The sequence below is a fragment of the Pseudomonas panipatensis genome (assembly GCF_900099785.1).
GTDB lineage: Bacteria > Pseudomonadota > Gammaproteobacteria > Pseudomonadales > Pseudomonadaceae > Pseudomonas > Pseudomonas panipatensis.
On the sequence record NZ_FNDS01000013.1, the window covers coordinates 42,537 to 61,535 of the forward strand.

An 18,999-nucleotide genomic window follows, 5' to 3' on the forward strand; every position below is an offset into this window, starting at 1 on the left:
AGCGCAAACGCCCAGCCGCCCTAGGGGTTCTGCAGGAACACCACGTAGCCGCGGAACCAGGGGCTGCGCGCCAGGTAATCCGGCGCCTGCCAGCGGCCGTACTGCGCCAGGCCGATGCGGAAGGGCAACTGCAGGCGCGCCACGCGCGGCAGGTAGTCGGCGTAGTTGGGGATGGTCTGGCGGCCCTGGTAGGTCTGCACCACCACCTCGTCGACCACGCCCTTGAGCTGGTTGATGGTGGCCGCTTCGGCGTTGCTGCTCCAGTCCAGCAGGCCGGTGATGCTCAGGCGATAGTCGACCGGCAGGCGTTGGCGGAAATCGCGCAGGAAAGCGACGTATTCGGCGAGGTAGCGGGTACGCGCGTCGAAGTCGATCTGCACGCCGCGCAGCGAGTTGCCGGCACGGCGCCAGCGCTTCAACTGGGCCAGCAGGGTGCGGTAGCTGTCCTCGCTCCAGCGCAGACTGTGCGCGCGGTAGACCACCCACACCTCGGCGCCCTTCAGGCGTGGAATGGCGATGCCCTGGGCATGCAGCCGCGCCGGCGCGGAAGCGGCGCCGCGCGGCGCGCTGATCTGGCCCTGGAGGACATACAGGGTGCGCGCATGCGCCAGTGCCGGCTGCGCACCGACACCGCCCCAGAGCCAGAAGGCGTCATAGTCGGCGGCATCCACCACCTCCGCACGCGCCGGGCCGCCCAGCAGCGCCAGCAGGCCGGCGACCAGCCACACCCGGCCATGGCGCATCGCGGCTTACCAGTAGTACTTCAGGGACTTGGCCCAGGACGTGGCGGCGTATTGCGTCTTCAGCGCGCGGAACCACTGCTTGCGCTGCGCCGGGGCGATGTCCTGGCGACCGCAGCCGTTGTAGCCGCTGGGCGCATAGCAATTGATCGCACGGAACAAGGCATAGGCCTTGTCGTCGCCGCCGGCCTGGGGATCGGCGATCACTTTCATGTAGCCGTCCAGGCGCGAATACAGCGCGCCATCGAACAACGTCGGGCTGCCGCCCAGCTCGCGCGGGCCCGGCTGGCTGTCGAGGGGGAAGCCGTCGAGGTTGTTGCGCAGGATGAACTCGCCGAAGCAGTTCAGCGCCTGCGGCGGCTGTGGCTGCTGCTGCAGGGCCACGGCGATATCGCGGATGGCCGGGCAGTCATAGCCGGACGTGCCCTTGCCACCGGGCCACTGGAACAGGGTCAAGGGCATGCCATTGCCATAGACGAAGCCGAGACTGGCGGTCAGCGGCTTGGTCGAGGGCTCGGCGGGCAACAGCGCCAGGTCGTTGATGAAATTTGCGTAATGGCCGTGCAGCAGGTCCTTGTAGAGCAGGCTGAACAGCGCGGTATCGCGCTCTTCGGCAGGCACCGCTTCGGCCTTGGCCTGCTGGCGCAGCAACTCGGGGCCGGCGACATGGCGCAGCAGCAGCTCGCGGATCGCCGGCGTGCGCACCGGCGAGTTATCGGCGAAGACTTTCACCAGGCGGTCGCTGCGTTCGTAGTTGAAGGCCAGGGCCAGCTCCAGCTGCTCGCGCTGCAGCGGCTGACGGGCCAGGGGCAGCAGTTGCAGCCAGAGCTTCTCGGCGCCGAGCCAGTCGTTGCCGGCCTCCAGACTGAAGCCGCGCAGGGTCTGCTGGCTGAAGGCCAGGTAGTCGAGTTTCTCCGGCAGCGTTTGCGGCAGGCTCTGCCGCGCCTGTTCGAGGTTGCCCTCGACGTATAGCTGCCAGGCCGCCAGCAGGTAATCGTGGAGCCCCGGTTGCTCGGCGAACAGGGCTTTCTGCCCCTGCAGTCCGGCCAGATCGAGGGCGCGCGCCTCGTTGGCCTCGTGGTGGCGCATCTGCATCAGGTCGAGCACCGCCAGCAGGCGCGGATCGCGGACATCCGCCGGGTGCGCGGTGACCAGCAGCTTGTTGTCCACCTCGGCGATCCATTGCGCCTGATCGGCGCCGCCCTGCGCCGACTCCGGCTGGGCGAACAGCCAGGCGTACTCGCCGGCCAGGCGGCCCTGGTCATTCATCAGCCAATAGACGCGGCGCAGCAAGCCCTTGGCGGAGGCGGCGTAGCGGCCCTGCGGATAGGCCTCCAGGTACGCCTTGAAGTCGCTCTCGGCGACCTTCAGCGGGGCGCGATCGACCTTGCGCAGGTCGGGGTAGCCCATGTCGTCGAAGGCATTCTGCTGCGCCTGGTTCAACTGGCTGCGGCCGAGCATGTAGCGCGCGGTTTCCTGGACCCAGGGCAGGGCGCTGCCGCCGAGGCTGAGGAAACGCTGCCGGGCATCGCTGAAACGGCCGTTGTAGAAGGCCGCGACGCCTTCCAGATAGGTGGCGAAGTCATGCCCCGGCGCCGAATCGATGTCGCTGGGCAGGATGCCGCTGAGCTGGGCGTCATCCCACTGGCAGCCCTGCAGCAGGGACAGGCGTGCGCGCGCCAGGCTCTGCCGTTCGGCAGCCGGCACGTCGGCGAGCAGCAACTGGGCGAGGAAATCCTGGGCGGTGGCTGGGTTGTTGCTGCGGCAGCGGCTGCCTTCGCCGTTGGCGAAGCTCTCGGTTTCGGCCGGCACACTGTCGGCGGGCAGGCCGATGCGCACCGCCAGTTCGGCCAGCGGCGCCGCCGGCTTGGCATTGCCGGACGGGGCCGCGACATCGGCCTGCGGCGGCTCGTCGAACAGGCGGGTCAGCGGGAAGGGCACCAGGGCATAGCCCAGTTGCTGTTCGTCGTCGGACAGCGGCCGCTCAGGCAGCGTCGCGCGCCCGCCATCGGCCAGCAGCAGTTGCAGGTTGACCCGGCTGTCGTTGCCGGGGCTCAGGAAGGGCAAGCTGTTGCAGACATCCAGGGTGTCTCGCTTGAGGTTCCAGCTCGGGTAGCAGGAGTCGTCGCTGCTGGCGTTGGCCTGCTGGGCAGCCAGCAGGCCGAGAGTCAGGGCCAGGTAGGGGAGTCCGCGCAAGCGCATGCTAGGTCCTTGTCCAATGGGGCCCGCGCGCTGGCCGGAAGACCAGGGCACGCTAGGCGTCAGCTCATTGGGGCACGATCTTACCTCGACAGGCCCTCCAGTGGCGCGTCCTGCGCATCGGCGCGGTCGGCGGCGCCGAGGAAAGCGACCAGGGCCTCGGCCTCCAGCGGCCGACTGATGAGGAATCCCTGAATCTCGTCGCACTGGTGCTGACGCAGAAACTCCAGTTGCTCCGGCGTCTCCACACCCTCGGCGACCACCTTCAGTTCCAGGCTGTGCACCATGGCGATGATCGCGCGGGTGATGGCGGCATCCTCGCCATGGGTGGAGAGGTCGCGGATGAAGGTCTGGTCGATCTTCACGTAATCCACCGGGAAGCGCTTGAGGTAGCTGAGCGAGGAGTAGCCGGTGCCGAAGTCGTCGATGGCCAGCTTCACCCCCATCTGGCGCAGTTGGCGGAAGGTCAGGCCGACGCTCTCGACGTTCTCCAGCAACTGGCTTTCGGTCAGTTCCAGCTCCAGCAGGTGCGGCGCCAGCGCGGTTTCGTCGAGCACGGTGCGCACCAGGCTGGCCAGGTTGCCCTGGCGCAACTGGTGCACCGACAGGTTCACCGACAGTCGCAGGTCGGTCAGCCCGCGCGCTTGCCATTCGCGCAACTGGTGGCAGGCGCGACGCAGGACGAACTCGCCGATGGCGCCGATCAGCCCGGTTTCCTCGGCCAGCGGGATGAATTCGCCGGGCGGCACCATGCCCAGCTGCGGATGGCGCCAGCGCACCAGCGCCTCGGCGCTGTCCAGGCGGCCGCTGGCCAGATTCAGCTTGGGTTGGTAGTAGACGTCCAACTGGCCTTCTTCGATGGCCTTGCGCAACTGCACTTCCATCTGCAGACGCTCCAGGGTGCAGGCCTGCAGGTTGTCGGTGAAGAACTGGAAGGTGTTGCCGCCCAGGTGCTTGGCGTGCTGCATGGCCATGTTCGCCTGGCTCATCAACGCGGAGATTTCCCGCGCGTTCTCCGGCAGCAGGCTGATACCCAGCGAGGCACTGACCACCAGCTCCTGGCCGGCGACGCTCATCGGCACACGCAGCTTGGTCAACAGCCGGCTGGACAGCCGCGCCAGGGTAGACAGGCTGGTGTAAGTGTCGATCAGCACGGCGAACTCGTTGGCCGACAGCCGCGCGATGGTGTCCGCCTCCGGCACCGTCTGGGTCAGGCGCCGGGCGATCTGCCGCAGCAACTGGTCGCCGACTTCGTGGCCAAGGCTGTCGTTGAGCAGCTTGAAGCGGTCCAGGTCGATCAGCAGCAGGGCCAGGTTACGGCCGCTCTGCCGCGCGCGCTGGCCGGCGTCGTGCAGGCGCTGCTTGAACAGTCCGCGATTGGCCAGGCCGGTAAGTTCGTCGTAGTGCGACAGGTAGCGCAAGCGATCCTCGGCATCGCGCCGGGCGGTGAGATCGGCGAAGAAGCCGACCACATGGGCGACCTGCCCGCGGCTGTCGCGCACCACGTTGAGCTGCAGCCACTGCGGATACAACTCGCCGTTCTTGCGCGTCTCCAGCAATTCGCCCTGCCAATGGCCGAGGCTCTCCAGCTCGCCGCGGATCTGCTGGTACTGGCGCGCCGTCTCGGGATTGCCGCTGAGGTGCGCGGCGAACTGGCCGATGACGTCTTCCGCGCGGTGCCCGGTGACCCGGCTGAACGCCTGGTTGACCGCCAGCAGGCGATAGTCCGGGTCGAGGATGACGATGCCCTCGCTGGCGGCCTCGAACACCGTGGCGGCGAGCCGTTGCTCTTCTTCGCGACGCTTGCGCGCACTGATGTCGCAGCGGGTGCCGACCATGCGCGTGACCTTGCCACGCGCATCGCGCTGCATCACCCGGCCACGGTCCTCGACCCAGACCCAATGGCCGTCGGCATGGCGCACGCGGTACTCGATGCAGTAGCCGTCGGTGCGCCCCTTGAGGTGGTTGACCAGGGCCCGGCGCAGCAGCGGCAGGTCATCCGGGTGCAGGCGCGGGCGCAGGTCGGCGCGCATGCTCTTCACCGCGTCCTGGGTAATGCCGAAGATTTCCTTGAGGCGCGAGTGATGCACCTCGTCGGTTTCCAGGTTCCAGTCCCACAAGCCCAGCTCGCTGGCCTCCAGCGCCAGGCCCAGGCGCACCTCGCTATGGCTGAGTTCGACGCTGCCGGCCTCGACCCGCTCCTGCAACTGGTCGCGCGCCAGGCGCAGGGCGCGCTCGGCGCTGCGGCGTTGCTCGATCTCGCGGGCCAGTTCGTGGTTGAGCTGCTCCGCGCGATTCTTCGCCTGCTCCAGATGCGACACCAGGGACAGGGTCTGGAAACGCCGTAGCAGGCTGCCCTGGACCAGCCGGTGAATCTGCCAGGCCATCACCAGCAGGGCCGACAGCAGGATCATCCCGAGGACGCCCCAGCCCTGCTGCAACTGGCTGCCCTGGAATAGCAGGTAGCCGATGGCCGGCAGCAGGCAGGGCAAGGCGAAGGTCAGGAAGGCCGACAGGCTGACCGCGTAGGCGACGCTGGCGGAGAGAATGGCCGCGGCGATCAGGCCGAACACCAGGGCCTGTTGCAGAAAGGCGTCGGGCGGCACCAGGGCGATGACGGCGAAGGCCAGGGTCAACCCGGACGCGCCGGCGCCAAAGAGGAACACCCGTTGCCAATGGGGATCGGCCTGGCGCGACGGCGAGGCGGTATTGAACGCGGCGACCTGGACCAGCCGCAGCACGCCCAGCAACACCAGCCAGACCAGCCAGCCGGCCAACAGCACGGTGCTCTGGGTGCCCCACAGCAATCCGGCGCAGGCCAGGCCGTTGAGCAGCATCAGCAGGGTCGGAACCCGCGAGCCCTGGTAGAGCAGGCGGATGCGCTCGATGGCGATCTGGTGGGCGTATTGCTGGTGAATTTCGGTATGACTGACAGGCGCAGCCGACGTCTCTAGATAAGCGGTCATAGGCTTTTTTTCTTGTAGTCTGATGCCTAGGCGTCGGCGGAGCATAACCGAGGCGCTGGGGTCACCCAAGGGTGCAGGTTCGGCAATATGCCAGTAATCGACTGAACTTTCGTCTGGAGCACGCCGAATGGCGCCCCGGTTTGCCGGGCTTTCCCCGCCATCGGTAGAATGCCGGCCCATGAACGATGACCTCTCCCTCCTGCTCAACTCCCTCAATGACCCGCAGCGCCAGGCCGTCGCCGCCCCGCTCGGGCACCAGCGCGTGCTCGCCGGCGCCGGTTCCGGCAAGACCCGCGTGCTGGTGCACCGCATCGCCTGGCTGATCCAGGTCGAGCACGCCTCGCCACACAGCATCCTGGCGGTGACCTTCACCAACAAGGCTGCCGCGGAAATGCGCGCGCGTATCGAGCAGTTGCTGGGGATCAACCCCATGGGCATGTGGGTCGGCACCTTCCACGGCCTGGCCCACCGCCTGCTGCGCGCGCACTGGCAGGAGGCCGGCCTGCCGGAGGGCTTCCAGATCCTCGACAGCGACGACCAGTTGCGCCTGGTCAAGCGCGTGGTCCGCGAGCTGGGCTTGGACGAGCAGCGTTGGCCGCCGCGCCAGGCGCAGTGGTTCATCAACGGGCAGAAAGACGAGGGCAACCGTCCGCAGAACATCCAGGCCGCCGGCGATCTCTACCTGTCCACCATGGTGAGCATCTACCAGGCCTACGAAGAAGCCTGCGCCCGCGCCGGTGTGGTCGATTTCGCCGAGCTGCTGCTGCGTTCGCTGGACCTGTGGCGCAACAACCCCGGTCTGCTGGCGCACTACCAGCGGCGCTTCCGGCACATCCTGGTCGACGAGTTCCAGGACACCAACGCCGTGCAGTACGCCTGGCTGCGCTTCCTCGCCAAGGGTGGCGAAAGCCTCATGGTGGTGGGCGACGACGACCAGTCGATCTACGGCTGGCGCGGCGCCAAGATCGAGAACATTCAGCACTTCGCCGATGACTTCGCCGGCACCGAGGACATCCGCCTGGAGCAGAACTACCGCTCCACCGGCACCATCCTCAATGCCGCCAACGCGCTGATCGCCAACAACCAGGGGCGTCTCGGCAAGCAGCTGTGGACCGACGGCAGCGATGGCGATCCGATCACCCTGTACGCCGCGTTCAACGAGCACGACGAAGCGCGCTACATCGTCGAAACCATCGAGGACGCCCTGCGCAAGGACGGCCTCAAGCGCAGCGAAATCGCCATCCTCTACCGCTCCAACGCGCAGTCGCGGGTGCTCGAAGAGGCCCTGCTGCGGGAGAAGATCCCCTACCGCATCTACGGCGGCCAGCGCTTCTTCGAGCGCGCCGAGATCAAGAACGCCCTGGCCTACCTGCGGCTGATCCGCCTGCGCGACGATGACGCCGCGCTGGAACGGGTGATCAACGTGCCGCCGCGCGGCATCGGCGAGAAAACCGTGGAAGCCCTGCGCAACGCCGCGCGCACCAACGGCACCTCGCTGTGGCGCACGATCAACGACGTGATCGCCGCCAAGGCGGTGACCGGCCGCGCCGCCAGCGCGCTGAACGCCTTCCTCGAAACCATCGACCTGCTGGCGCAGAAGGTCGAGGGCATGCCGCTGCACCTGATGACCCAGACCGTCATCGAGGCATCCGGGCTGATCACCTATCACAAGGAAGAAAAAGGCGAGAAAGGCCAGGCGCGGGTGGAAAACCTCGAAGAACTGGTCAGCGCCGCGCGGGCCTTCGAGACGCCCGACGACGAGGACATGCCGCCGCTGGTGGCCTTCCTCGACCACACCGCGCTGGAATCCGGCGACACCCAGGCCGACGCCTTCGAGGACAGCGTGCAGCTGATGACCCTACACAGCGCCAAGGGCCTGGAGTTCCCCCTGGTGTTCATGGCCGGCATGGAAGAAGGCCTGTTCCCGCACAAGATGAGCCTGGAAGAACCCGGCCGCCTGGAAGAGGAGCGCCGCCTGGCCTACGTCGGCATCACCCGCGCCATGCAGCGCCTGGTGATGACCTACGCCGAGACCCGCCGGCTGTACGGCAGCGAGACCTACAACAAGGTCTCGCGCTTCGTCCGCGAAATCCCCCCGGCGCTGATCCAGGAAGTGCGCCTGTCCAACTCGGTGAGCCGGCCGCTCGCCGGCAACCAGCGCAGCGGCAGCCTGTTCAGCGGCGCCGGCGTCCCCGATACGCCCTTCTCGCTTGGCCAGGCGGTGCGCCACCCGCTGTTCGGCGAGGGGGTGATCCTCAACTTCGAAGGCTCCGGTGCCCAGGCCCGCGTGCAGGTGAACTTCGACAGCGAAGGCAGCAAGTGGCTGATGCTCGGCTACGCGAAGCTGGAGGCGGTTTAGCGCGCCGCCAAGACCGCTGCGCACCCGCCAACAGCGAAGCCGCGCCGGGTCACTCCGGCAGGCGTTGCGCCAGCGCCCGATCGGTGCTGCTGGCAGAGGCGCCCAGGCCCTGGCGAACCCCGGCGCGATCCTCCGCCGTACGGTTCTGGCTGAGCTTCCACTTGCCTTCCAGGCGGGCGATCGGCAGACGGAAGCCGACGATGGCGCGGAGCATGCCGGCGACGTAGTCCTCCGGCGCGTCGCTGACCGCCCAGGGCTGCGCCCGCTCGCGCTCGTGCAACTCGGTCAGGCGGCTGACGATCTGCAGCAGGCGCGGCGCGTCCTCGATGGTTTCGGCGACGCCATAGGCATGCACGGCGATGAAGTTCCAGGTCGGCACCACCTTGCCGTGCTCGGCCTTGGACGGATAGAAGGAAGGGCTGACGTAGGCGTCCGGGCCCTGGAAGATCAGCATGGCTTCGGCGCCGGCGGCCAGTTCGCGCCACTGCGGGTTGGCACGCGCCAGGTGGCCATACAACGTGCCCTGTTCACCCTCGTCCGCCGCCAGCAACAGCGGCAGGTGGCTGGCCTGCAACCCCTGCTCGCCGGCGGTCACCAGGGTGGCGAGAGGGGTTTCGCCGATCAGCCGCAGCAACTCGCCGCGGTCATCCTGACGAAAGGCAGAGGGCAGGTACATGTGGTCGACTCCTGGCGATGAATGTCCGTCCGGTTTACCCTGTCGCCGCCGTCGACGCCAGTCACAGCCAGCGAAAACACTTTGCCGCAAGGGCAATAGCCGGAAACAAAATCCGGCTGGTCGCTGCTGAGGATGCTGGGCAACATGACGCGCGTCGTATTCCAACCAAGAGAATGACCACCATGAAGCGCTTTCTCAGCCTTGCCATGGCCCTCTGTGTCGCCGTGACGCTCAGCCTCGACGTCCAAGCAGCCAAGCGTTTCGGCGGCGGCAAGAGCATGGGCTCGGCGCCCAGCCACCAGACCCGTCAGGTGCAACCGAGCACCGCCCCGAACACCCCGAGCACGCCCAACACCGCCGCTCCCGCCGCGGGTGCCGCCGCTGGCGCAGCCGCGGCCGGTGGCGCCTCGCGCTGGCTGGGCCCACTGGCCGGCATCGCCGCCGGTGGCCTGCTGGCCTCCCTGTTCATGGGCGGTGGCTTCCAGGGCATGCAGTTCCTCGACATCCTGATCATCGCCCTGATCGCCTTCATCGCCTTCCGCTTCATCGCCGCGCGCCGTCGCCAGCAGGCACGTCCACTCGCGGCCGGGCACCCCGCGCCGATGCAACGCGACATGCCGGCCGCCGCGCCGATTTTCGGCGGCAGCGCCCAACCGGCGGCACGCGCGCCGCTCAACGCACCGAGCTGGTTCGACGAGCAACGCTTCATCGGCGCCGCCCGCGAGCACTTCCTGGCGCTGCAGCAGCACTGGGACGCCAACGAAATGGACAAGATCGGCGAGTTCGTCACCCCGCAGATGCTGCAGTGGCTGAAGCAGGAACGCGCCGATCTCGGCGACGGCTACCAGTCGACCTACATCGACAACCTTCAGGTGCAGCTCGACGGCATCGACGATCAGGCCGACAAGACCATCGCCACCCTGACCTTCAGCGGCGTGTCGAAGAGCTCGCGCTTCGACCAGGGCGAAGCGTTCAGCGAAAGCTGGCGCATGGAGCGCGCCCAAGGGCAGAACCAGCCCTGGCTGCTGGCCGGTATCCGGCAGAACGGCTGAGCCTCCCGTCGCAATCGAAAAGCCCGGCGCATGCCGGGCTTTTTCATTCCGGGCCGCGCGCAATGCCGCCCGTCAGCGCGAGCGCCCACCGGTGTACTTGCGCCCAGGCCCGGCTACTACTGTATAAAGCGCGCCATCCAATCGAGAGGGCCCTGCCGTGGAAGACGTCATCGACCAACTACGTGAACTCAACGAGCCGGTGCCGGTACCACTGGAACTGCCGGACGAGGAACTGCTGGTGGAAATCGAGGAACAGCTGCTGATCAGCATTCCCTCGGAGTTCCGCGAATTCCTCCTCAAGGTCAGCGACGTGGTCTATGGGCGCCTGGAACCCGTCACCGTCAGCGATCCGCAATCCCACACCTACCTGCCGGAAGTGGCGGCGGTGGCCTGGTCCATGGGGCTGCCGCGGGAACTGATTCCGATCTGCGCCGATGGCGACGACTATTACGCGGTGGCCCAGGACGGCGAAGTGGTGCTCTGGGCCGACGGCGAACTCACCGAGGAAACCTGGGACTCGGTGTGGACCTGGGCACGCGACGTATGGCTGGATACTTGATCGAAATTTCTGAATTTCCAAAAGACTCGGTTGTCAGACTGGCAACCCAGCGTGCGTCGGCCCTCCTGCCAAAGCCGGCCCACGATGCCCCGTGGAGACTTTATGAAGCTGAAATTCATGTGCCTCGGCGCCTTGCTATTAGGCCTTGCCGGCTGTGCCGACAAGGCCGTGGTGGCGCTGCAGGATGGCAGCGAGGTCCTCGTCAAGGACCATGCCGACTACGACAAGTACCATGACTACTATGAGTTCGAGCAACTCAATGGTCAGACCATCCTGATCAAGAAGGACAACGTCCGCTACATCCGCTCGGAGTGACGCCGCTCAGCGCGCGTCCAGCCGGCCGCCCGAGTCCAGCGCCAACAGATTGAGCAGGTATTGGCCGAAATAGCCGAGGTCCTGTTCGATGGCCGCCCGGGCCGCCCGGGCATCGCCGCGCTGCACGGCCTCCAGGGCATTCTCGTGGAAATCGTTGAGGCGCAGCGACAAGTCGGCCTCGGTGAACAGACGGTTGAAAAAAGGCCCGACCTGCAGCCAGAGCGCCTCGATCATGCGCAGAAGCGTGGGATTGTCACAGGCACGGTAGAGCGTCAGGTGGAAGCGGCTGTTGTCTTCCAGGTAGGCCCGCACGTCGCGCCGCTGCAGGGCCGTTTCCATGCCATCGGTGCACACCCGCAGCAGCGTCTTGTCCGCGTCGCTCAGGCGCGGCACCGCCGCCTCCACGGCCAGGCCTTCGAGTGACTGGCGAACCTGCAGGATCTGCAGGAAGCGCTCGCGGGTCATCAGCGGCACGCGCAGGGAGCGTTGCGGCTCGCCCTCCAGCGCGCCCTCGGCCACCAGCCGCTGCAAAGCAGCGCGCACGGGCATCGGGCTGGTGCCCCATTCGTTGGCCAGGTCGCGGATCTTCAAGCGTTCGCCTGGCTGGAAGCGTCCGCTCAACAGCGCCTGGCGCAGGTTCTGGTACAGCTGTTCCTGGAGGTTATCGGCCATTCGGGTCACTCCGCGCCGGCCGGTGGGGCCGGCAGTTGGGCGAAGGTCAGGCTGCAGTTGTGCATGTTCAGATTCCCTTGTTTTCGATCAGACAGTTGCCGCCATCCACCACCAGCAACTCGCCGGTGATGTAACTGGCTTCGGGCGACGCGAGGAAGGCCACCGCCGCCGCCACCTCTTGCGGACGCCCGGCGCGGCCGACCGGCGTCTGCAGGCCGGCGCGGGCTTCTTCCTCGGTACTCGACGCCGTGGCGATCCAGCCGGGCGCCACGCTGTTCACCGTGATGCCCTGCCGGCCCACTTCCAGCGCCAGGCCCATGCTCATGCCGAGCATTCCCGCCTTGGCCGCGCTGTAGGCCGCTTCGCCGGGATTGCTGCCGCGCGTGCCGGTGGTCGAGCTGATGTTGACGATGCGTCCGTAGCCACGCGCCTGCATGCCCGGCAAGAGGGCACGGGTGAGCAGGAAGGCACTGGTCAGGTTGCGCGCCAGGGACAGGTTCCAGGTCGCCAGGTCCATGGCCGCCACCTCGGCGAAGGGTTCGGGGCTGCCCTGCATGGCCATGCCGGCGTTGTTCACCAGGATGTCCACCCTGCCCCATTGCGCCTGGGCCCATTCGGCCAGGGCGGCGACCTGCGCCTCGTCGGTCAGGTCGGCGCGACTGGCGCGCGCCTCGAAGCCTTCCGCGCGCAGCTCGGCGGCGCGTTGCTCGACCCGCGCGCCCGTGGCGCTGAGCAGTACCTTGACACCCTCGCGCGCCAACCGGCGCGCGATGGCGAAACCAATCCCGGCGTCACTGCCGGCGCCGCTCACCAGAGCGACCTGGCCTTGCCATTGCATGGTCTATCCTCGCTTTTGTGATCACAAATTTGTGTGAAGGAAAGATTAACAGGCGTTCATCGCCCTGTATTGACATTTTTGTGATCACAAATGGAAGATGTGCAAAAAAACAAACGAGGTGTGCAAAATGACCGCCAGCGGTATCAGCGAACAGGCAGTGGCAACCTTCACCGCCCGCGAACGGCAACGTTTCCTGGAACAGAACCCGAAATCCGTGGCCCTCGCCGAACGCGCGCGCAACTCCCTGTATGCCGGGGTGCCGATGCACTGGATGGCCGACTGGTCGACGCCTTGCCCGCTGTTCGTCGATCGCGCCAAGGGGGCGCGCTTCTATGACGTCGACGGTCACGAGTACATCGACTTCTGCCTGGGCGACACCGGCACCATGTTCGGCCACTCGCCGGACCCCGTGGCGCGCGCCATCGCCGAGCAGGCGAACAACGGCCTGACCACCATGCTGCCGGGCGAGGACGCGGTGGTCTGCGGCGAGCTGCTCGCCGCGCGCTTCGGCCTGCCCTTCTGGCAAGTCACCGCCACCGCCACCGACTCCAACCGCTACGTGCTGCGCTGGGCGCGCGCCATCACCGGGCGCAAGACCCTGCTGGTGTTCGACGGCTGCTACCACGGCACCGTCGACGACGTGATGGTGCGCTACCGCGACGGCGCGACCGTGCACCGCTCCGGGCTGGTCGGCCAGGCCTACGACCTGACCCAGTACAGCCGCGCCATTCCGTTCAACGACCTCGAGGCACTGGAAGCCGCGCTGGCCCAGGGTGACGTCTGCGCCCTGCTCTGCGAGCCGGCGATGACCAACATCGGCATGGTCCTGCCCGATCCTGGCTTCCTGCAGAAGTGCCGCGAGCTGACCCGCCGGTACGGCAGCCTGCTGATCATCGACGAAACCCACACCATCTCCACCGATATCGGTGGCTGCACCAAGTTGTGGAACCTCGACCCGGACTTCTTCGTGGTCGGCAAGCCGATCGCCGGCGGCGTGCCCTGCGGCATCTTCGGCTGCAGCGCGGAGATGGCCGAGAAGATGCTCGCCTCGCGCCAGAAAGCCCAGGAAGACAGCCATGGCCACGGCCACAGCGGCATGGGCACCACGCTCTCGGCGAACGCCCTGGCCATGCACTGCATGCGCGCCAACCTGGAGCAGGTGATGACCCCGGCCGCCTACGCGCACATGCTGCCCCTGGCCAAGCGCCTGGCAGACGGGTTCCGCCGGCTGATCGCCAAGCACGCGCTGAAGTGGTCGGTGACCGAACTCGGCGCACGCAGCGAGTTCCAGTTCTGCCCGGTTTCGCCGCGCACCGGCGCCGAAGCCGAGGCGGCCTTCCACGACGAGCTGCAGATGGCCCTGCACCTGTACCTGATCAACCGCGGCATCCTGATCACGCCGTTCCACAACATGACGCTGTGCTGTCCGGCCACCAGCGAGGCCGACGTCGACCGCCTGATCGCCACCCTCGACCAGGCGCTGACCGAGCTGCTGGCGATCCCCGGCGCGCGCGCGGCGTAGGCTCGGCCGAGTAGCGCGAATGCCATGCTGACGCGCGCGCGCAGCGTATCGATGGGTCCTGCCGCGCCGCGGCCGGCCCATCCAATCCAGGTTCCACAACGAGACATCGCCATGCAATTCGCCAATCGCCAGGAAGCCGAAGCCTTCCTCGCCGCGCACCCGGAGGTGCGCAGCATCGAACTCTTCATCATCGACGCCAACGGCGTGCCGCGCGGCAAACTGCTGCACCGCGACGAACTGCTGGCGATCTACGACAACGGCCGGCCGCTGCCCAGCTCGATTCTCGCGCTGACCATCCAGGGCGAGGACGTCGAGAGCACCGGGCTGGTCTGGGAAGTCGCCGACGCCGACTGCTGGACCTACCCGCTGCCCGGCAGCCTGACCCTGCAACCCTGGCGCGCCACGCCGACCGGCCAGTTGCAGGTGAGCATGCATCCGACCCAGGGCCTGCCGGCCACCCCGGCCGATCCGCGCCAGGTGCTGGCGCGCGTGGTCGAGCGGCTCAAGGCCGACGGTTTCCACCCGGTGATGGCGGTGGAGCTGGAGTTCTACCTGCTGGACAAGCAACGCGACGCCCAGGGCCGTCCGCAACCGGCGGTGCAGATGAACGGCGTGCGCCCGGACGCGCCGCAGGTGTATGGCGTCTACGAGCTGGAGCAAGTACAGCCGTTCCTCGACGACCTCTACGCCGCCTGCGAGGCCCAGGGCCTGCCGGTGCGCACGGCGATCTCCGAGTACGCCCCCGGCCAGCTCGAACTGACCCTGGAGCACCGCTTCGACGCCCTCCAGGCGGTCGACGAAGGGGTGCGCTACAAGCGCCTGGTCAAGGGCGTGGCAAACAAGCACGGGCTGCAGGCCTGCTTCATGGCCAAGCCGTTCGGCGACCGCGCCGGCAGCGGCATGCACATGCACGTCAGCCTGGCCGATGCCGACGGCAACAACCTCTATGCCAGCGAAGACCCGCACGGCACGCCGCTGCTGCGCCAGTCGATCGGCGGCATGATGGCGACCCTGCTCGACTCGCTGGCGATCTTCTGCCCCAACGCCAACTCCTTCCGCCGCTTCCAGGCCAACAGCTACGCGCCGCTGGCCAAGAGCTGGGGCGTGAACAACCGCACCGTGTCCTTCCGCGTGCCCGGCGGCCCGGCCAACAGCCGGCACATCGAGCACCGCATCTGCGGCGCCGACGCCAACCCCTACCTGGCCGCCGCGGCGATCCTCGCCGGTATCCACCAGGGCATCCGCGAGCAACTCGACCCGGGCGCCGCCATCACCGGCAACGGTTATGCACAGGCCCGTGAATTCCTCCCCACCGACTGGCTCACCGCCCTGCGCGCGCTGGAACAGTCGACCTGGGCGCGCGAGGCCTTGAGCGAGGACTTCCTCAAGGTGTTCCTGGCGATCAAGTGGGAGGAGTATCGGCAGTTCATGGGCGAAGTCGGCGAGCAGGACTGGCGCTGGTATCTGCACCACGCCTGAGCGCCGGCGCCGCCGTAACTCCGAGCGGCTATCGGCTTGAAGGAACACGGCCCGGGCGTCCATGGACGCCCGGGCCTTTACGCAAAAATTACCCTGGCAAAGCGAAGATTCTGGTCTTTTCTTGGTCAGTAGATGCAAGGGTCCGAAGGGCCCTTCCCCACGGCGCCTCCGCTGCTGCCTGGCGGCGCGCCTTTCCCTATCAGGCAGGGAGATCTCTCACACAATGAGCACACCCGTTGTTCTGATCACCGGCGCCGCCGGCGGCCTCGGCAAAGCCATCGCCAAGCGTTTCGCCCAGAGCCATTGGCGCATTGCCGCCACCGACGTCGACAAGAGCGGGCTGCACGCCCTCAACGCGCAGGTGCCGCTGGAAGCCAGCGCGGTGGCCGACCTGCGCCACGCAGACAACTGCCAGAGCCTGGTTTCCGACATCCTCGCCCGCACCGGCCGCCTGGATGCCCTGGTGAACGCCGCCGGGGTCTGGCGCGAAGGGCCGGTGGAGTCCTTCAACGAGGACGATTTCGACCTGGTGCTGGGGGTCAACCTCAAGGCCGCCTTCTATATGTGCCAGGCCGCCACGCCCTACCTGAAGGAAAACCACGGCTGCATCGTCAACATCTCCAGCGACTCCGGGCGCCAGGCCTACCGCGGCTCGGCGGCCTACTGCGCGAGCAAGGCGGCGCTGACCATGCTGACCCGCACCCTGGCCCTGGAACTGGCCGAGCAAGGCGTGCGGGTCAACGCCATCTCGCCGGCCGACATCGCCACGCCGATGCTCGACTACCAGGCCGAGCGCTACGGCCAGGGCAACCCCGACGCCTACAAACGCGCCCTGCTGATGGATTATCCACAGGGCAAGGTGGCGCGCTTCATCCGCCCGGAAGAAGTCGCCGAACTGGTCTGGTATCTCTGCTGCCCGCAATCCGAAGCCATCACCGGTGCCGACCTGGCCATCGACTTCGGTCTCTCCGCCGGGCGCTGAGCCCCACCCCGCGCGGGCGGCGCACGCTTCCGAAAGGGAGCACGAGCCGCCCGCGATCCCGCCGCGCGCACTGATCGCCCACTTCCGCCTCGGCCAGACCACGCCCGGCTGTTCATCGCCGCCAAGGGCGTGTATAGAAAAAACTGTGTCGCCAGCCCCGGCCGCGCGCGTCCAGTGTTGGTCCCTTGTCACCGTTCACCCGAGAGCGTTATGGAACCCGGCAACCATCAACTCAGCATGACCGTCCTCATGACCCCCGACATGGCCAACTTTTCCGGCAATGTCCACGGCGGCACCCTGCTCAAGTACCTCGACGAAGTGGCCTATGCCTGCGCCAGCCGCTACGCCGGTCATTACGTGGTGACCCTGTCGGTCGACCAGGTGATCTTCCGCGAGCCGATCCACGTCGGCGAGCTGGTGACCTTCCTCGCCTCGGTGAACTACACCGGGCGCACCTCCATGGAAATCGGCGTGAAAGTGGTCACCGAGAACATCCGCGAAAAATCGGTGCGCCACACCAACAGTTGCTTCTTCACCATGGTGGCGCTGGACGACGAGCGCAAACCCACCAACGTGCCGCCGCTGCAACCGCAGACCCGCGAGGAGAAGCGCCGCTTCGCCCAGGCACAGCAGCGCCGCCAACTGCGCCAGGAACTGGAACAGCGCTACCAGGCGATCCGCGAGGAGTGGGACCGCCCGGCCGACATGTCTTGACAAGAAATCCCCGGCTCCACTGAAAAACCTCAACGCGTCAACGGGTTAACCTTGAGCGCTGGCCATGGCGAACGCCTTGCCAGCGCCTAGGCTCAGTACGACAGCTCACCGAGCGCGGCAAGCCTTCGTACAGAACCAGGTTTTTCCCTTGCGCGGGTTTGCCCCCGTGACTCAGCTTCGAGCCGCCGCGCCGATCCGGCACGGCGGCTCCCTGTGTGCCCGGAGCCCAGACCATGCACCACACTCCGCTGCTGACCACCCTCGCCGCCGGCTTCGTGCTGGCCTTCATCCTCGGCACCCTGGCCAATCGCCTGCGCATCTCGCCACTGGTGGGCTACCTGCTCGCCGGCGTGCTGGCCGGCCCCTTCACTCCCGGCTACGTCGCCGACCAGGCCCTCTCGCAGGAGATCGCCGAACTCGGGGTGATCCTGCTGATGTTCGGTGTCGGCCTGCACTTCTCGCTGAAAGACCTGCTCTCGGTGAAAGCCATCGCGATTCCCGGCGCGGTGGTGCAGATCGGCGTCGCCAGCCTGCTCGGCATCGGCCTGGCGCGGGCCATGGGCTGGAGCTTCGGCGGCGGCCTGGTGTTCGGCCTGGCGCTGTCGGTGGCCAGCACCGTGGTGCTGCTGCGCGCCCTGGAGCAGCGCCAGCTGATCGACACCAAGCGCGGGCGCATCGCCATTGGCTGGCTGATCGTCGAAGACCTGGCGATGGTCCTCACGCTGGTCCTGCTGCCAGCCCTCGCCGGCTCGCTCGGCGGCACCCCGGACGGCAACGCGGCTGGCGTGCTATTGCCGATCCTGCTCACCCTGGGCAAGGTGGTGGCCTTCGTCGCGCTGATGATCCTCGGCGGCCGACGCCTGGTGCCCTGGGTCCTGGAGCGGGTCGCGGCGACCGGCTCGCGCGAGCTGTTCACCCTCGCCGTGCTGGCCATCGCCCTTGGCATCGCCTATGGCTCGGCCGTGCTGTTCGGCGTGTCCTTCGCCCTCGGCGCCTTCTTCGCCGGGATGATCCTCAACGAATCCGAACTCAGCCACGCGGCGGCGGAAAACTCGCTGCCGCTGCGCGATGCCTTCGCCGTGCTGTTCTTCGTGTCGGTGGGCATGCTGTTCAACCCGGCGATCCTGATCCACGAACCGCTGCCGGTGCTGGCCACCTTCCTGGTCATCGTCTTCGGCAAGTCCATCGCCGCCTATGTGATCGTGCGCGCCTTCGGCCACCCCAACAGCACGGCGCTGACCATCGCCGCCAGCCTGGCGCAGATCGGCGAGTTCTCCTTCATCCTGGTCGGCCTCGGCGGCACGCTCAACCTCCTGCCCGAACAGGGCCGCGACCTGGTGCTGGCCGGGGCCATCCTGTCGATCCTGGTCAACCCGCTGCTGTTCATCGCCATCGAACGCCTGCAGGCGCGCCTGCTCGACACCGGCACCGATCAGACGCCGCTGGAAGCGCCGGACCTGCCACCGCCGGTACGCGAGCGCGAGCACGCCATCCTCATCGGCCACGGCCGCGTCGGCACGCTGCTCAGCACCCGCCTGCAGCGCGCCGGGGTGCCGCTGGTGGTGATCGAGGACAAGCGCGAGAAAGCCGCCGAACTGCGCGAGCGCGGCCTCAGCGTGGTGGTCGGCAACGCGGTCAGCCCGGAAGTACTGGCCCAGGCCAATATCGAGGCGGCGCACTGGATGCTGATCGCCATCCCCAACGGCTTCGAGGCGGGACGCATCGCCAGCCAGGCGCGTGCCGCCAATCCTGGTCTGGAAATCATCGCCCGCGCGCATTTCGATGCCGAGGTGGAATACCTCGAGCAGAACGGCGCCAACCTGGTGATCATGGGCGAGCGTGAAATCGCCCGCGGCATGGCCAAGCGCCTCGGCCTGACCGAGGAAAGCGCGGACGACGCGCAGCGACCGGCGCCGGCCTGAGCCG

15 protein-coding genes are annotated in these 18,999 nt (G+C 67.5%); 9 read left to right on the forward strand and 6 right to left on the reverse strand.

Annotation, left to right across the window (positions count from 1 at the left end; translation table 11 throughout):
* Positions 1-20 precede the first annotated feature (20 nt).
* The 3 genes from BLQ74_RS23915 to BLQ74_RS23925 all read right to left on the reverse strand — a co-directional run bounded on the left by BLQ74_RS23915 (position 21) and on the right by BLQ74_RS23925 (position 5,905).
* Positions 21-743 (reverse strand): DUF3142 domain-containing protein, encoded by a 723-nt coding sequence (locus tag BLQ74_RS23915; RefSeq protein WP_090267594.1) that lies wholly within the window; start codon positions 741-743, stop codon positions 21-23.
* A gap of 6 nt (positions 744-749) precedes the next feature.
* Positions 750-2,942: a PA5441 family protein gene (locus BLQ74_RS23920; protein WP_090267596.1), complete on the reverse strand. Its 2,193-nt coding sequence runs from the start codon at positions 2,940-2,942 to the stop codon at positions 750-752.
* Between the two features lie 80 nt (positions 2,943-3,022).
* On the reverse strand, positions 3,023-5,905 hold the full coding sequence (locus tag BLQ74_RS23925; RefSeq protein WP_090267597.1) for a putative bifunctional diguanylate cyclase/phosphodiesterase: 2,883 nt from the start codon (positions 5,903-5,905) through the stop codon (positions 3,023-3,025).
* Between the two features lie 178 nt (positions 5,906-6,083).
* On the opposite strand from BLQ74_RS23925, the gene uvrD reads away from it, so the two are divergent.
* Positions 6,084-8,264, forward strand: coding sequence for a DNA helicase II (gene uvrD, locus BLQ74_RS23930; protein WP_090267599.1), 2,181 nt, complete (start codon positions 6,084-6,086; stop codon positions 8,262-8,264).
* 49 nt (positions 8,265-8,313) lie between these two features.
* On the opposite strand, the gene BLQ74_RS23935 is transcribed toward uvrD, so the two are convergent.
* Positions 8,314-8,940 (reverse strand): FMN-binding negative transcriptional regulator, encoded by a 627-nt coding sequence (locus BLQ74_RS23935; protein ID WP_090267600.1) that lies wholly within the window; start codon positions 8,938-8,940, stop codon positions 8,314-8,316.
* A gap of 182 nt (positions 8,941-9,122) precedes the next feature.
* Between BLQ74_RS23935 and BLQ74_RS23940 the strand changes: the two genes are divergently transcribed.
* The 3 genes from BLQ74_RS23940 to BLQ74_RS23950 all read left to right on the forward strand — a co-directional run bounded on the left by BLQ74_RS23940 (position 9,123) and on the right by BLQ74_RS23950 (position 10,866).
* Positions 9,123-9,992, forward strand: coding sequence for a Tim44 domain-containing protein (locus BLQ74_RS23940; RefSeq protein ID WP_090267681.1), 870 nt, complete (start codon positions 9,123-9,125; stop codon positions 9,990-9,992).
* Between the two features lie 157 nt (positions 9,993-10,149).
* Positions 10,150-10,551 carry an SMI1/KNR4 family protein gene (locus BLQ74_RS23945; protein ID WP_090267602.1) on the forward strand — a complete coding sequence of 134 codons (402 nt, stop codon included), beginning with the start codon at positions 10,150-10,152 and terminating at the stop codon, positions 10,549-10,551.
* A 102-nt stretch (positions 10,552-10,653) separates the two neighbouring features.
* A complete protein-coding gene (locus BLQ74_RS23950; protein WP_090267603.1) occupies positions 10,654-10,866 on the forward strand; it encodes a YgdI/YgdR family lipoprotein in 213 nt (70 codons plus the stop codon).
* Between the two features lie 6 nt (positions 10,867-10,872).
* Here the strand turns inward: BLQ74_RS23950 and BLQ74_RS23955 are convergent, their stop codons facing one another.
* Both BLQ74_RS23955 and BLQ74_RS23960 read right to left on the reverse strand, forming a co-directional pair.
* Positions 10,873-11,538 carry a GntR family transcriptional regulator gene (locus BLQ74_RS23955; RefSeq protein ID WP_090267605.1) on the reverse strand — a complete coding sequence of 222 codons (666 nt, stop codon included), beginning with the start codon at positions 11,536-11,538 and terminating at the stop codon, positions 10,873-10,875.
* Positions 11,539-11,605: 67 nt separating this feature from the next.
* Positions 11,606-12,376, reverse strand: a complete 771-nt coding sequence (locus tag BLQ74_RS23960) for an SDR family NAD(P)-dependent oxidoreductase (RefSeq protein ID WP_090267607.1) — start codon at positions 12,374-12,376, stop codon at positions 11,606-11,608.
* Between the two features lie 127 nt (positions 12,377-12,503).
* On the opposite strand from BLQ74_RS23960, the gene BLQ74_RS23965 reads away from it, so the two are divergent.
* The 5 genes from BLQ74_RS23965 (at position 12,504) to ybaL (ending at position 18,995) form a co-directional block, all read left to right on the forward strand.
* On the forward strand, positions 12,504-13,898 hold the full coding sequence (locus BLQ74_RS23965; RefSeq protein WP_090267609.1) for an aspartate aminotransferase family protein: 1,395 nt from the start codon (positions 12,504-12,506) through the stop codon (positions 13,896-13,898).
* 111 nt (positions 13,899-14,009) lie between these two features.
* Positions 14,010-15,377 (forward strand): glutamine synthetase family protein, encoded by a 1,368-nt coding sequence (locus BLQ74_RS23970; protein ID WP_090267611.1) that lies wholly within the window; start codon positions 14,010-14,012, stop codon positions 15,375-15,377.
* A gap of 223 nt (positions 15,378-15,600) precedes the next feature.
* Positions 15,601-16,359, forward strand: coding sequence for an SDR family NAD(P)-dependent oxidoreductase (locus tag BLQ74_RS23975; protein WP_090267613.1), 759 nt, complete (start codon positions 15,601-15,603; stop codon positions 16,357-16,359).
* 210 nt (positions 16,360-16,569) lie between these two features.
* Positions 16,570-17,073, forward strand: coding sequence for an acyl-CoA thioesterase (locus tag BLQ74_RS23980; RefSeq protein WP_090267614.1), 504 nt, complete (start codon positions 16,570-16,572; stop codon positions 17,071-17,073).
* Positions 17,074-17,306: 233 nt separating this feature from the next.
* On the forward strand, positions 17,307-18,995 hold the full coding sequence (gene ybaL / locus BLQ74_RS23985) for a YbaL family putative K(+) efflux transporter (protein WP_090267616.1): 1,689 nt from the start codon (positions 17,307-17,309) through the stop codon (positions 18,993-18,995).
* Positions 18,996-18,999 lie beyond the last annotated feature (4 nt).